General features: G+C 69.7%; 12 protein-coding genes. 6 read left to right on the top strand and 6 right to left on the bottom strand.

Going from position 1 to position 13827, the window contains the following annotated elements; genetic code table 11:
• The first annotated feature begins 9 nt into the window (after window positions 1-9).
• Together ACFWQC_RS13805 and ACFWQC_RS13800 are read left to right on the top strand one after the other, a co-directional pair.
• Complete coding sequence (locus tag ACFWQC_RS13805; protein WP_378678523.1) at window positions 10-258, top strand: HNH endonuclease; 249 nt, start codon at window positions 10-12, stop codon at window positions 256-258.
• Window positions 259-546: 288 nt separating this feature from the next.
• On the top strand, window positions 547-1026 hold the full coding sequence (locus tag ACFWQC_RS13800) for an AAA family ATPase (RefSeq protein WP_378678517.1): 480 nt from the start codon (window positions 547-549) through the stop codon (window positions 1024-1026).
• Window positions 1027-1144: 118 nt separating this feature from the next.
• Here the strand turns inward: ACFWQC_RS13800 and ACFWQC_RS13795 are convergent, their stop codons facing one another.
• The 3 genes from ACFWQC_RS13795 to ACFWQC_RS13785 are packed head-to-tail and all read right to left on the bottom strand — an operon-like array spanning window position 1145 to window position 6235.
• On the bottom strand, window positions 1145-3211 hold the full coding sequence (locus tag ACFWQC_RS13795) for an FAD-dependent oxidoreductase (RefSeq protein WP_378678514.1): 2067 nt from the start codon (window positions 3209-3211) through the stop codon (window positions 1145-1147).
• Entirely contained in the window at window positions 3208-4722 is a 1515-nt protein-coding gene (locus tag ACFWQC_RS13790; RefSeq protein ID WP_378678511.1) for an APC family permease, read from the bottom strand. The genes ACFWQC_RS13795 and ACFWQC_RS13790 overlap by 4 nt, the downstream gene beginning before the upstream one ends.
• 28 nt (window positions 4723-4750) lie before the next feature.
• On the bottom strand, window positions 4751-6235 hold the full coding sequence (locus tag ACFWQC_RS13785; RefSeq protein ID WP_378678508.1) for an aldehyde dehydrogenase family protein: 1485 nt from the start codon (window positions 6233-6235) through the stop codon (window positions 4751-4753).
• Window positions 6236-6334: 99 nt separating this feature from the next.
• On the opposite strand from ACFWQC_RS13785, the gene ACFWQC_RS13780 reads away from it, so the two are divergent.
• Entirely contained in the window at window positions 6335-6988 is a 654-nt protein-coding gene (locus tag ACFWQC_RS13780; RefSeq protein ID WP_378678505.1) for a TetR/AcrR family transcriptional regulator, read from the top strand.
• Window positions 6989-6990: 2 nt separating this feature from the next.
• On the opposite strand, the gene ACFWQC_RS13775 is transcribed toward ACFWQC_RS13780, so the two are convergent.
• Window positions 6991-7578, bottom strand: coding sequence for a GNAT family N-acetyltransferase (locus ACFWQC_RS13775; RefSeq protein ID WP_378678502.1), 588 nt, complete (start codon window positions 7576-7578; stop codon window positions 6991-6993).
• A 90-nt stretch (window positions 7579-7668) separates the two neighbouring features.
• Window positions 7669-8892 (bottom strand): CynX/NimT family MFS transporter, encoded by a 1224-nt coding sequence (locus ACFWQC_RS13770; protein WP_378678499.1) that lies wholly within the window; start codon window positions 8890-8892, stop codon window positions 7669-7671.
• Between the two features lie 26 nt (window positions 8893-8918).
• Between ACFWQC_RS13770 and ACFWQC_RS13765 the strand changes: the two genes are divergently transcribed.
• The 3 genes from ACFWQC_RS13765 to ACFWQC_RS13755 are packed head-to-tail and all read left to right on the top strand — an operon-like array spanning window position 8919 to window position 11628.
• Window positions 8919-9575 (top strand): FadR/GntR family transcriptional regulator, encoded by a 657-nt coding sequence (locus tag ACFWQC_RS13765; RefSeq protein WP_378678496.1) that lies wholly within the window; start codon window positions 8919-8921, stop codon window positions 9573-9575.
• A gap of 47 nt (window positions 9576-9622) precedes the next feature.
• Window positions 9623-10501 carry a DUF1295 domain-containing protein gene (locus ACFWQC_RS13760; protein WP_378678493.1) on the top strand — a complete coding sequence of 293 codons (879 nt, stop codon included), beginning with the start codon at window positions 9623-9625 and terminating at the stop codon, window positions 10499-10501.
• A complete protein-coding gene (locus ACFWQC_RS13755; protein ID WP_378678490.1) occupies window positions 10498-11628 on the top strand; it encodes an FAD-dependent oxidoreductase in 1131 nt (376 codons plus the stop codon). The genes ACFWQC_RS13760 and ACFWQC_RS13755 overlap by 4 nt, the downstream gene beginning before the upstream one ends.
• On the opposite strand, the gene ACFWQC_RS13750 is transcribed toward ACFWQC_RS13755, so the two are convergent.
• Entirely contained in the window at window positions 11625-13763 is a 2139-nt protein-coding gene (locus ACFWQC_RS13750; RefSeq protein WP_378678487.1) for a hypothetical protein, read from the bottom strand. The genes ACFWQC_RS13755 and ACFWQC_RS13750 overlap by 4 nt on opposite strands.
• Window positions 13764-13827 lie beyond the last annotated feature (64 nt).

Genomic DNA, 13827 nt, shown 5'->3' with positions numbered 1-13827 from the left:
CACCGGGCGATACCTACGAGCCATACCGAAGTATTTCGCGGCACAGGCCAACCGTCACGGAACCCACCCGGCGATTTTCAAATCGCAACAGCCACCTGGGCCGAGGCGCACCACTGGATCGCCTGGGCCCAAGGCGGCCCAACCGATCTCGACAACGCCGCCCTCCTTTGCAGTCATCACCACCACCGCGCCCACGACGCCGCGTACCTCCATGAGCGTCTACCCAACGGCGAGGTCCGCTTCACCAGACGCAGATGAGCCGACTCATCGAGCAGAATCATCGCGACCCGTCGGCTTCCAAGCGGCGCGGACTCACGCCCGACTGACACCAGCACCTGGGTGCAGCCGGGAGGCTGCTGGACATTGCGCCTGCGACGCGGCGCGCCAGCGACGTTGCCGCGCTTCAACAGACGTCCAGCATGCCTTCGCGACGCGGTAGCGCGACGCGGTAGTAGGGCGCGTTGATCAAGTCCGATCTGATCCAGATCAGCGATGAGCGGAGCGTTGTGAGCCTCGGCGTCAGTGGCGCGGCGTAGCCTCCGCCCAGTGGCAGTGAACAAGACTCCTGGATCCCGCGTCGTGATGATGTGCGGGCCAGGTGGTGCAGGAAAGACCAGATATGCCAAGCGCCTGGAGTGCGAGGGCTGGACGCGTTTGTCGTTCGAGGTGGAGTTCTGGGATCGCGGAATCACTACGATGCCCTCCGCCGAAGTGGTCGCCGAGGTGGCAGCAGACCTGAAGGCGCGCTTGCTGCGCCATGTCGCGGCGGGGAACGATGTCGTGCTCGACTTCGGATTCTGGTTCCGGCGACAACGCGATGAGTTCCGTGCACTACTCGCACCCCACGGCATCGTGCCGGAGACTGTTTACATCGCGACGAGTCTCGAGACGATCTTGGGCCGAGTCGGTGACCGACACGGCAGGTGGGCGGACGATTGGCCGCTCACCGAGCAGACGGCGACTGAATACTTCGAGAGGTTCGAGCCGCCGACGCCCGAGGAGGGACCGCTCACGGTGGTCCGCTAGGCAGTGTGAGTGCGGTTCGCGCGCTGGGCTGAGGACGACACCTGGTTGAAGGCTCGGACCCACGAGGTCGGTCCGAGCCTTCAACTTTTCCACACCCGCGCAACCACGCCGCCCGGTGTCAGGCCAGCTGTGTCACCTCGCGTCGGAACGGCACCTCGTCGTTGGAGGGCAGGACGGCGTCGAACTCCTCGGCCGCGCGGCGGCCGGACCAGACGGCGGCCGCGATGGTGCCGGGGCCCCAGGAGTCGCCGATGCCGCGTACGGAGGCGATCTCGCCGGCCTCGTGACGGGCAAGCAGGTCGAGGTAGAGCTCCTCGCGCGGGAGGCGGGCGGTCACCATGACGACGGCGTCACAGTCGAGGTCACGCTCGATGCCGGCGTAGACGTCCTGGACCCGGACACCGCCGGTCCCGACGGAGGTGACGGCGTGGTCGGTCACCCGGGTGATGCCGTTCTCGATCAGGCGGCGCTGGATCCGGTTGACCTCGAAGGTGTTGTTGGTCCATGACGACACCTGCGAGCCGGTGGTGACGATCGAGACGTCGTAGCCCTTCTGCGCGAGCATCTCGGCGACGACACCGCCCAGGTAGTAGTGGTCGTCGTCGTAGACGACCACCTTCTTGCCGTCGGGGAGACGGCCGGCGAAGAGGTCATCCGGGCCCAGCACCTGAGCGCCCTCGGCGATCGGCATCGCGGTGGTGTGGAAGCGCGCGACCCCGTCCGTACGCCAGGTCGCGCCGGTCGCGGTGATGACGTGCTCGAAACCGAACTCGACGATGTCCTCGGCGGCCATCGGGCTCTCGCGGTAGATCTCGACGTTGGGGAGCTCGGCGAGGACGGCCTCGCGGTACTCCTTGACCCGGCCCCAGGCCGAGAGCCCCGGCAGCTTCGACTCGGCCGTCACCCGGCCGCCGAGGTCGCGGCCGGCTTCGGCCAGCACGACGTCGTAGCCGCGTACGCCGAGCGCCCGGGCCGCCTCCAGCCCGGAGGGGCCGGCACCGACGACGAGGATGCGGGAGTCGCTCTCCTTGGCCCGGATCCGCTCCGGGTGCCAGCCGCGGCGCCACTCCTCCCCCATGCTCGGGTTCTGGGTGCAGCGGATCGGCGACATGGTGAGGTCGCCGGAGACGCAGATGTTGCAGCCGATGCACTCGCGGATCAGGTTGAGCCGGCCGTCGCGGATCTTGTTCGGCAGGAACGGGTCCGCGATCGACGGACGCGCGGCGCCGATCAGGTCGAGGATGCCGGCCTTGACCTGTCGCACCATCGCGTCCGGCGAGGTGAACCGGCCGACGCCGACGACGGGCTTGGAGGTGAGCTTCTTCAGTCCGGCGACGAACTCCTCCTGACGCCCCTCGGGCGCGAACCGCGAGGTGACCGAGTCGCCCTCCCAGCTGCCCATCGCGAAGTCCCACAGGTCCGGCAGCTCGCCGAGCTCGCGAAGCACGCCCTCGATGTCCTCGCGGGTGATTCCGCCGTCGATCTCCTCCTCGACCGTGATCCGGCAGGCCACCGCGGCCCGGCCGGCGACCTCGTCGATGGTGTCCTCGAGGAGCTCGCGCAGCAGTCGCATCCGGTTCTCGAGCGAGCCGCCGTACGCATCGGTGCGGTTGTTGTAGCGCCGCGAGAGGAAGTGGTGCGGGGTGCCGTAGCCGTGGGCGCCGTAGACGTAGACGACGTCGTAGCCGGCCTCGAGGGAGCGGCGTACGGCATTGCGGTGCCAGCGCCGCAGATCTTCGATGTCCTGCAGTGACATGGCCCTGGCTTGGACCGGCGCGATGGTGTCGGGCGCGACCGGGAGGTGCGCGGGCCCGAGCGGGGTCTCGCGACTGAGCTGGTTCGGCGCGTTCATCCCGTTGTGCGCGAGCTCGATGCCGGCCAGGCCGCCGCCCTCGTGGATCGCGTCGGCGATCCGGGTGAGCGCGGGCAGGTCCTGGTCGTCCCAGATCCGCAGCTCGATGAAGGGCGCGATGTCGGAGGTCGCGTGGATCTCGACCTGCTCGGTGCAGACGACCGACCAGCCGCCCTCGGCCTTGATCTTGCGCATCGCCGCCTGGGCGCTGGGGTCGCGGTAGCCCATGCCGTTGCAGTGGGGCACCTGGTAGAAGCGGTTCTTCGTGGTGAACGGCCCGATCTGCACGGGCTCGAACAGGATGTCGTACGGCTCGGGGGTCGGCTTGGTCATCGGGTGGGCTCCTCGGTGGGAACGGACGGGACGGGGGCACCGACCTCGGCGCGGACGCGGGCACCTCGGACGTACCCGATGCCGCACAGCAGGAGCAGGCAGCCGAGGGTGCCGAGCGTGAAGACCTCGAAGGTCACCTGGCTCACGCCCCAGATCTCCTTGAACGGGTACGCCTCGCCGAACAGCCGCTCGAGGGTTCCCGGGAACACCGCGACCCACGAGCCGAGCAGGACCCAGGCGAAGGCCAGCCAGCCGAGCACCGCGAAGCCGCGGTCCGAGAGGGGGACCCGGAAGGGACGCGGACGGTCGGGGTAGCGGGTGCGCAGCCGGATCGCGGCCGGGATGACCAGGAGATAGCTGAGCAGGAAGGTCGAGATCGAGATGGTGAGCACGACACCGAAGATCGAGGCACCGTCACCGGTCACCTGCATCGCGACGAGCAGGAAGACGGTCGCCACCACGCCGGAGAGCATGTTGACCCGCACCGGCGTGCCGAGACCCTCGTGGAAGCGGCCGAAGAACCCGCCGAAGAAGGCGCCGTCGGCAGCGGTCATCGCCTGCATGCGGTCGGAGATGATCATCCACGCCGCGCCTTGGCTCATCAGGATGTAGACGAAGACGACGGCGGTGAGCGTGAGCAGCGGCTCGGCTGCGGCGCCGTAGACGGAGTAGACGGTGCCGACGGCGTCGAGGAGCCCGCCGATGCCGGTGATGTCGTCGCTGGGGACGACGAGCAGGATCGCGAAGATCGGCACCAGGTAGCAGACCGCGGCGGTCGCGCAGGAGCGGAAGATCGAGACCGGTACGTCACGGGCCGGGTTCTCCATCTCACCGGCGGCGCTGTTGGAGGACTCGAAGCCGAGGTAGGCGAAGAGCAGGATCGGGACCGAGCCGAAGAGGCCGAGCAGGGTCGGGCTGAAGTCGCCGCCGCTGAGGTCGACGACACCGTTCTTGGCGGCGTAGATGATCGTGGTCAGCACGAAGAACGCGAGCAGGCCGACCTTGAGGATCGCGCCGCTGGTCGGCAGCCACTTGCCCTTGGCCAGGCTGGCGATCGCGGCGACCACGGTGATCCAGATGAACACGATCTTGAACAGGTAGTCACCGACCGAGCCGTGCTCGAGCGGGGTGATGTAGGTGCTGACGGTCTCGGCGGCGAGGAAGGCCATCGAGCCGCCGACCCACACCGGCTGGGTGATCCAGGTGAGGATCGCCGCGACCGCGGCGGCCGGGCGCCCGAAGGCGTCCCGGACCCAGGTGTAGGCCCCGCCCTCCTCGCTGAACGCGGCGCCGGTCTCGGCGAAGATCAGGCCGTACGGCACGAGGAAGAAGACCGCGAGCACGAGGGCCCAGGTGAACGCCTCGGCGCCGTAGAGCGAGACCTGCCCGAGGGTCTCGAGGCCGACGACGGCGGCGATGAGCAGGAAGACGATGTCGAATCGTCGCAGCGACTTGCGGAGATGTGACTGTTGCTCGGCCGCGAGCGCGGTCGGCTGGTTGGTCTGCGTCATGGTTGATGTCCCTGTTGGTGCGGGCAGGTCAGTGGTTGATCCAGACGGTCTTGAGACCGACGTACTTGTCGAGGGCATGCAGCGAGAGGTCGCGCCCGAAGCCGGAGCCCTTGAACCCGCCGAAGGGGGTCCAGGCGCTGAAGGCGTCGACGCCGTTCACGGTCACCGTGCCGGCGCGGATCCGCTCGGCGAGCCGGTGCGCCCGGCTCAGGCTGCCGGTCGCGACCGAGGCGGCCAGCCCGTACGCGGTGTCGTTGGCGAGCGCGACGGCCTCGTCCTCGGTGTCGAAGGCGGTGACCGCCAGGACCGGTCCGAAGACCTCCTCGCGGGCCAGGGTGGAGGCCGGGTCGACGTCGTCGAAGACGGTCGGCTGGACGTAGCAGTCGCTACCGTCGCGGGTGATCCGGTCGCCACCGGTGACCAGGCGCGCCCCGGAGGCCTTGGCCTCCTCGACGAACTCCATGACCCGGTCGGTCTGCTCGGGCGAGACGATCGCGCCCATCCCGGCGGCCGGATCGAGCGGGTCCCCGGGGGCGTACGCCGCGGCCTCCTTCGCGACGAGGTCGACGAACTCCTCGTGGACCTCACGCTGGACCAGGACGCGAGAGTGCGCCGAGCAGACCGCACCCTGGTTGAACCAGATGCCGAAGGCGGTCTGCTTGGCGGTGGTGGCGAGGTCCTCGGCGTCGGCGAAGACAACGTGCGGGCTCTTGCCGCCGCACTCGAGCCAGACCTGCTTGAGGTTCGACTGGCCGGCGTACTGGAGGAAGTAGGCGCCGACCTCGGTCGAGCCGGTGAAGGCGAGCACGTCGACGTCGGGGTGCAGGCCGAGGGCCTTGCCGGTGGTCTCGCCCAGGCCGGGGACGACGTTGAGCACGCCGTCGGGGATCCCGGCCTCGGCGGCGAGCTCGGCGATCCGCAGCGCCGAGGACGGCGACTGCTCGGCGGGCTTGAGCACGACGCTGTTGCCGGCGGCCATCGCGGGCGCGACCTTCCAGGCGAGCATGTCGACCGGGTAGTTCCACGGGACCACGGCGCCGACGACGCCGAGCGGGACCCGACGGATCAGCGCGGTGGTGCCCGGCGGGGTCGGCGCGACCTCGTCGTTGATCTTGTCGATCGCCTCGGCGTAGTAGCGGAACAGGTTCACCGAGAACGGCAGGTCCAGGTCGTACGCGTCCACGACCCGCTTGCCCATGTCGAGCGAGTCCAGGACCGCGAGCTCGGCGGCGTGGTCGGCGAGGAGGTCGGCGAAGCGGAGCATCCGCTCCCGGCGGAAGGCGACGCCCGCCCGCGACCAGCCGCCGTCGTCGTACGCAGCCCGCGCCGCCCGCACGGCGGCGTCGACACCAGCGGCGCCGGCGTCGGCGACCTCCCCGAGCAGGGCGCCGGTGGCGGGGTTGCGGTTCTCGAAGGAGCCCTCCGCGGTGTCGACGGAACGGCCGCCGACGAACGGGCGCGTCCGGAGGCGGACATCGGCGGCTGTCTCGAGCCAGTCCTGGTGGGTTCGCACAAGCAAGTCCTTTCTTTGCGCTTCACCGCAAATATGAGCCTCACCACACCAGGTGTCAATCTTCGGCCCGCAGATTTCACATAGGCGTTACGGTTGAGCATGGCTCGACGCAAGGACCAGGCCGCTCGGCGCGAACACCTGACCGCGGCAACGCTGACCGTGATCGCCACCCACGGCTTGGCCGGCGCGACGATGAAGAACATCGCCGCCGAGGCCGGCATCTCGCCGCGCCTGATCGCCTACTACTACCCCGAGCTCGACGGTCTCATCGAGGCCGCCCACCAGGCCGCTACCGACCGCTACTACTGGTCCCGGCAGCGGGCCATCGAGGGCGACCTGTCCCCCGCCGAGAAGCTCGGCCGGCTGATGTACTCGGGTCTTCCCCGAGGTGAGGACCTCCTACTGAGCCAGGTCCTCGACGAGATCTCGGTCAACGCGAGCCGCAGCCCGATGCACGCGACCCTGATGACGCTGCTCTTCGACCGCGAGGTCTCGCTCTACACCGCCGTGCTCGAGGTCGGGCGCGCGACCGGCGTCTTCACGCTGACCGACTCGGCCGAGGCGATCGCCCGCAACTTCGTAGCCCTCGAGGACGCCTTCGGCCTCCACCTGCTCGCCCACAACTCGTCACTGACCCTCGAGCGCGCCGAGCAGCAGTTGGCCAGCTACGCCCACTCCGCCCTCGGCGTCCGGGTCGCCCCGATCGACCCAGTATTGCCCAGAGACGCAAAGAATCTTGGCCCACGACCCTGACCTCAGGCAGGCTCGACAGTCTTCACCATGACGCAGTTCTTCAGGCCCTTGGGCCGGTCGTAGGCGAAGCCGAGCCGCTCGTAGAGTCGACGGGTCCCGTTGTAGAGGAACGACGACGACATCTTCTTGGTCTGCTCGGTCAGGTCGTGCGGATAGCTCTCGACCCGCCCACCACCGGCTTGGGCGATCTGCTCGAGCGCACCGGTGATCGCGAGCTCCGTCACGCCCTGTCGCCGGTAGCGCCTGTCGACGAAGACGCAGGTGATCCGATAGTCGGGGTCCACCGTCTTCGTCGCGTCATACTGCTTGAGGTGGTGCAGCGTCGGCAGCTCGACGGGGGTGCCGTACTCGGCCCAGGCGACGGCCTCATCCCCGTCCATCACCAGCGCGGCGTGCGCCTCGCCCTTCTCGATGTAGGCCTTCTTCAGCGCGCGGTTCGCCTCCGCACCCTGACCCCTCTCGGGTCCGTCCGGATGGAACCAGATGCACCAGCAGCCGCCGAAGATCCCGTTGTGCCGCTGCACCAGCGCGTCGAACGCCGGCCAGGTCTCAGGACTGAGCGGCGCGATGGTGAACGACTCGGTAGCCATGCCGCCCACGGTATTCGATCCTGCACGGTCTGGGGCCTCAAGCTCGATACGCCCTACGCTCAACTCGAGTGGAAGAAAAATGCTGGCGCTTCAGTCCTCGGCGGGGGCTCCGATGACGACCGGGCGACCGGCGACGTACCCGGCGAAGATCTGGACGAGCGCGAGCCCCAACAGGAGCGCGATCGGGACCGACCACGAGCCGGTGGACTCGCGCAGCAGGCCGACGAGGAACGGGCCGGCGGCAGCGAGCAGATAGCCGATGCTCTGTGCCATCGAGGACAGCGCGGTGGTGCCGGCGGTGGTCGCGGTGCGGATGCTGAACAGGGTCAGGGCCACCGGGAAGACGGCGCCACCGATGCCGACGAGCACCGCCCACAGCCAGGCGCCCGCGACCGGAGCGAGCCAGAGGCCGGCGAACCCGATCGCGAGCAGCGCGGTCAGGACCGCGATCAGGTGGCCCTGCGTGGGTGCACGGATCGCGAGCGTCGGCGCCAGGAAGAACACGGGTACGCCGACCAGGATGCTCACCGCGAGCAGCAGCCCGGCCGTCTCATGACTGAAGCCGGCGTCGGCGTAGATGCTCGGCAGCCAGCTCATCACGACGTACGCGAACAGCGACTGGGTGCCGAAGACGACGGTCACGGCCCACGCCACCGGCTCACGCCACAGCGACACCCGGACCGCGCCGTCTCGGCGCAGGCCGCGGTCGCGCAGGTGCGGTACCCACGCCAGCAGCGCCAGGGCGGCGAGCAGGGCCCAGACGCCGAGGCCGATCCGCCAGCTTCCGGCCGCATGCGCGATCGGCACCGTGACACCGGCTGCGATCGCCGCTCCGAGCGACATCACCGCGCTGTAGGCACCGGTGACCGTGCCGACCCGGCTCGGGAAGCCCTCCTTGACCACGGCGGGAAGAAGTACGTTGGCAAGCGCGATGCCGGCACACGCGACGAACGTGCCGACGAGCAGGAGCCAGGGGTCGCCGATCACCCGGACGAACAGCCCGGCCACCAGGAGACCGAGCGCGACGCCGATGCCACGATGCACGCCGAGCCGGCGCGCGAGCGTCATCCCCGTCGCACCGACGACCGCGAAGCAGAGCACCGGCAGCGAGGTCAGGAAGGCCCGGGTGCCGGCCGAGAGCCCGTCCAGACTGTCGAGCAACGCACCGAGGGACGTGATTCCCCCGCGCAGGTTCGCCGCGACCAGCAGGACCGCGACCAGCAGCCACACCGTCGACCGAACGGCTGTGTTCGACGGCGGAGAATCGGGGCGGGACTGGATGCGGGGGTTCACGCCCTCTAGGATGCCAGACATCGGATGATTGGATGAAAGGACGGCACGTGCCGCTCTCCACCACCACGCCTCGCTCCCTGGTCGACCAGGCGATCGACGGCATGCGCGCCCTGCTCGCCGACGGCGAGTGGGCCGTCGGCGCCCGCATCCCGCCCGAGCCCGAGCTCGCCGCGGCTCTCGGCGTCAGCCGCAACACGGTCCGCGAGGCCGTACGGGCGCTGGCCCACACCGGCGTGCTGGAGGTGCGACGCGGGGACGGGACGTACGTCGCCGCCTCCAACGAGGTGGCCGCCATGATGCGACGCCAGGTCGGCCGGGTCGACCTGGCCCACGTCCTCGAGGTCCGCCACGCGATCGAGACCCGTGCTGCGGCCCTGGCCGCCGAGCGTCGTACCGAGGAAGACCTGCGATCCCTCACCGCGATCATGGAACAGCGCGCCGCCGCCGTCGCGGCCCGGGACGCCGACGCCTTCGCGGAGGCCGACGCGGAGTTCCACCTCGGCGTGGTCACCGCGACCCACAACCCACTCCTCATCGAGCTCTACGCCGGCTTCGAGGACACCCTGCGCGCAACCATCCACCTCGTCGACGAGACGGCCGAGATCGCCGACGAGCACCTCGCCGTCTTCGACGCGATCCGCGCCCAGGACGCCGATGCCGCCGCAGCCGCCGTCACCGGCCTGCTCCACACGCTCGCCCGCTGACGCTAGAACATGTTCCAATTCTTCGAAAGGTCCACTACCGTCGAGCGGTGAGCAAGAGAGAGTCTCTCGTCCGCGTCGCCGCGGCGTACGTCATCGCCCTCGCTGTGGCCTCGGCTTGGCTGATCTGGGGACCCGACACGCGTCACCTGTGGCTCGACGCCCTGATCGCAGACGTCCTCGCGACCCTCGTCATCTTCGCTGCAAGCCGGTTGCACAAGAACTCCAGCTTCTACGACGCGTACTGGAGCGTCGTTCCTCCGCTTCTCCTTCTCTATTGGTGGGCCTCGGCCGGCGAGGACGTCCCGGACGTCCGCGTCATCCTCGTAGCGCTGGTGGTCCTCGGTTGGTCGATCCGGCTGACCGGCAACTGGGTGTGCGCGTTCCCCGGGCTCCATCACGAGGACTGGCGCTACCCGCTGTTTCGCGAACGGGCCGGCAGATTCGAATGGATCGTGGACCTCGCCGCGATCCACCTCATCCCGACCTTCCAGGTGTTCTTGGGATCGTTGCCGATCTACGTCGCGGTCACCCGCACGGGTCAGGGCGTCGGCTGGCTCGACATCGCCGCCTGCGCGCTGGGCCTGGGTGCCGTGGCTCTGGAGTTCGGCGCAGACCTTCAGATGCACCGGTTCACCCGCGACAGCCAACCGGGCCAGGTGATGGACCGCGGGCTCTGGGGCTGGTCGCGGCACCCGAACTACTTCGGAGAGATCAGCTTCTGGTTCTCCCTCGCGCTGTTCGGCCTGGCCGCCTCGCCCGACGACTGGTGGTGGCTGTTCGCCGGCACCGTCGCGATGACGGCGATGTTCCTGGGCGCGAGCATTCCGATGATGGAGAAGCGCAGTCTCGAGCGGCGGCCGGCGTACCAGGACGTCATCGACCGGGTGCCCCGCCTCGTGCCGAGACCACCCAAGGCGGCAGGATGAGGCGCAAGCGGGTCATCATCGCGGGGCTCGGCGACACGGGTGTCCTGACAGCGGTACGCCTCTCGAAGCACGCCGACGTCGTCGGGATCTCCACCAAGCCAGGGCTGATCAGCGGCCAAGAGCTCGGCGCTCGACTCTGCAGGCCGGCCGAGTGGGAGCGCGACTACCGGATCTCGTTCGACCGGTTCCGCGGACTTGATCGGGCCGATGCCATCCACGGCACTCTCGTCGGTCTCGACCTCGCGCACAGGGCCGTCCATGTCGAGCTGCCGGACGGCACAACCCGCCCTGAGCCGTACGACCTGCTGGTGATCTCGACGGGGGTCACCAACGGGTTCTGGAGAAGGCCGGGCTTCCAGACGGACGACCAGATCGATGCCGACCTGCAGCATGTCCACGAACAGCTGCGGAGAGCGGCCTCGGTGATCGTCATCGGCGGTGGCGCAGCGGCTGTCAGCAGTGCGGCCAACATCAACGGCACATGGCCGGACAAGCAGGTCGACCTCTACTACCCGGGCGAGCACGCCCTCCCCCAGCACCATCGAAAGACGTGGCAGAGCCTGGAGAAGCGCCTTGTCGAGAGAGGCGTCGGGCTGCACCCGGGCCATCGCGCCGAGCTTCCGCGCGGCTTCGTCGGGAACGAGATCACCAGCGACGCGGTCACGTGGAGCACCGGCCAACCACCGGCGAAGGCCGACGCGGTCCTCTGGGCCATCGGCCGCGTGCACCCCAACACCGGCTGGCTTCCCGCGGAGATCCTCGACGACCGCGGTTTCGTCGTGGTGGATCCGAATCTCCAGGTCAAGGGGCAGAGCAGCGTCTTCGCGGTGGGCGATGTCGCGGCCACCGACGAGTTGAGATCCTCCGCGAGGAACCGCGCCGACCGACTCCTCGCTCGCAACATCAAGGCAGTTCTCAAGGGAAGGCCGCTCGACAGCTACCAGCCACCCCGGCGCCGCTGGGGCTCGGTGATCGGCGTTCAGCGAGACGGGCTCCAGATCTTCGCGCCCGACGGACGCCCGTTCCGCTTCCCCGCGTGGACGATCAACACCCTCCTGCAGCCTTGGATCGTGCGTTGGGGCATCTACAAAGGAGTACGCCGCGGCCGCAGGCGCCGGCTCCGTTAGCCGTCGGGGAGATCGACCCGGATGAACTTCGGCCGATACAGGAGCGGGTTGCGCAGGACCGCGCCGAAGTCGGTGCTGTTGCGGCTGTAGGAGACGATCACCGAGCCGGGCTGCTCGAGGATGTCGGGGTGGGCCAGCGGCATGTAGCGGAGCTCGCCGCGGGCCACTCCGGAGGGAAGGGTGCCGACAGGCGGTTGCGCGCGGAACGGACCGGTCGGCGACGACGAGGTCCAGAACACCAGGTCGTCGCCCAGGAACTCGTCGCTCTTGCTGAAGGCGTACCAGCGCCCGTCGCGCTCGAAGACGCTCAGCGTCTGGGAGACGCCGTCGGTCGCGGGGATCAGCTCGCTCGAGGAGCCGGCCCGCTTGTTCCAGCCGGTGCCGTCCCAGTAGGTCCAGCGGTCGAGGTCGGGGACGTGGTCCGGCGCGACGCGGGCGACGTGCAGGGCGAAGCCGGTGCCGAGCGGCGGGTCGGGCTCGCGGGCGGTGCCGTAGAGGTAGAGCCACTTCCCCGAGACCGCCGCCGCGGCGCCCCACATCGGCCGTCGGGTGTCGGCGTCGTCGGCACCGAGGTCGGTCACCGCGATCAGCTGCGGGACGCCCCCGTCGGGGACCACGAACTGGGCGATGGCCGGTCCGAGTGCCTCGAAGCCGAACGCGTCGCCGGAGTCGGTCGTACGCACCCGCTGCGCGGCCACCACGACAAGCGCATATCCCGGCTTGTCGAGCGTGGTCACCGACATCGGCCAGTAGCCCACACCGTCGCCCCGGTCGGGGAGGATGGCGCCCCCGGACTTCGGGAGGACGACCTGCAGGCAGTGGGGCTCGACGAGCAGCATCGAGTTGCGTACGAAGCCGGCGCCGGAGAACTTCGCGTCCCGCAGGGTGTCGCCGAACATCCAGATGCTGCGCCCATCACTCAGATGGGCGCTCACTCCCACGTCACCGCCCTGGAGAGCCGGCTCGGCGCGAAGCCTGGTGATCCGGTTGAGGTCGTCGACGTCCTCGACGGGGCCCGCCGGGACGCACTGGGTCGTCGAGGCGAGGCTGGCCAGCGGGCGCGGCACGGCTTCGCTGTGCAACGCGGAGGTCAGCGCGGTCGCGAGGATCGTCAGGCAGGTGGCCGAGGCCAGGACCAGGCCGAGGTTCCGCCGCCACGACCGCACCTCCGCGAGAGCGCCATGGCGTTCGACGTCGATCCCGACCAGCCACCGGATCGCCACCAGCGTGGCCAGCCCGAGCAGCGCCGAACCGGCGATGGTCACGATCGGCTGGGTGATGCCGCGACCGTCTCCGGCCGCCGCCCACAACAGCGACTCGCCGGCCCCCGTGATCGTCCATCCGGAGCCGATCGACCACGCATCCGCGAGCAGCAGGCGATCCCCGGCGAGAAGGAGAGGCACGGGTCCGGCGACGATCACCGTCGCCGCGAGCAGCAGCCCCGGCAGCCCGCCGATGATCTCGCAGGCGAAGGTCAACGCGCCCGCGGCGAGCACGGTGGCAGCGAGGACCGACGCCACCAGCATCCGCTCGCCCGCCGGTGCCGGCCCCGCGACCAGCCAGCCGCCGACGCCCGCTGCGACCGCCAGCGCGGCGAGGGCGGTCAGCCGCGCCAGGAGCCGAGGCAGCGTACGTGCGAACGGGCCCCACACGAGCGAGACGACGCACACCAGCAGGAAGCCCGCCAGCGCGGTCGCGAAGGTGACCCAGGACAGCGACCGCCCCTCGAGCCCGTCCCCCGGCGGCGCGAGCACGACCGTACGTCCGCGGGTCTTCTCGATCCGCGTCACCTCGGCCTGGATCGCGCGAGCCAGCGCCGGCCGGTGTGCGGTGGCCAGACGCAGCTCGTCCTGGGTGCCGGACAGGTCGACGCCGAGCTCTGCGACGACGTCACCGCTCTCCAGCAGCTCCGCCGCCTCGGCCCGGCTGTCGACCGCGCCCGCCGAGAACGGACGCCCCGGGACCGTGTTGACCTGCTTCACGAGCGGAACGGTGACGACATCGGGACCCACCAGGACCACCGGAGCCTCGTGGAGCTCGCCGGAGTCGGCGCGGAGCCCGGTGACGATCCAGCCCAGGGCGATCAGCACGAAGACAGCGCAGAGCACCACCTCGCGGCGACTGCCTGGTCGCACTGCTCACCACCGTCCTCGCTCACCGCGTCGCGCGGTTCATGAGGCCATGTAAGCAGTGCGACCC

It is taken from the genome of Nocardioides sp. NPDC058538, from assembly GCF_042719275.1.
GTDB lineage: Bacteria > Actinomycetota > Actinomycetes > Propionibacteriales > Nocardioidaceae > Nocardioides.
The sequence above is the reverse complement of the archived record's forward strand: the minus strand, read 5'-3'. Positions and strand labels throughout refer to the sequence as shown.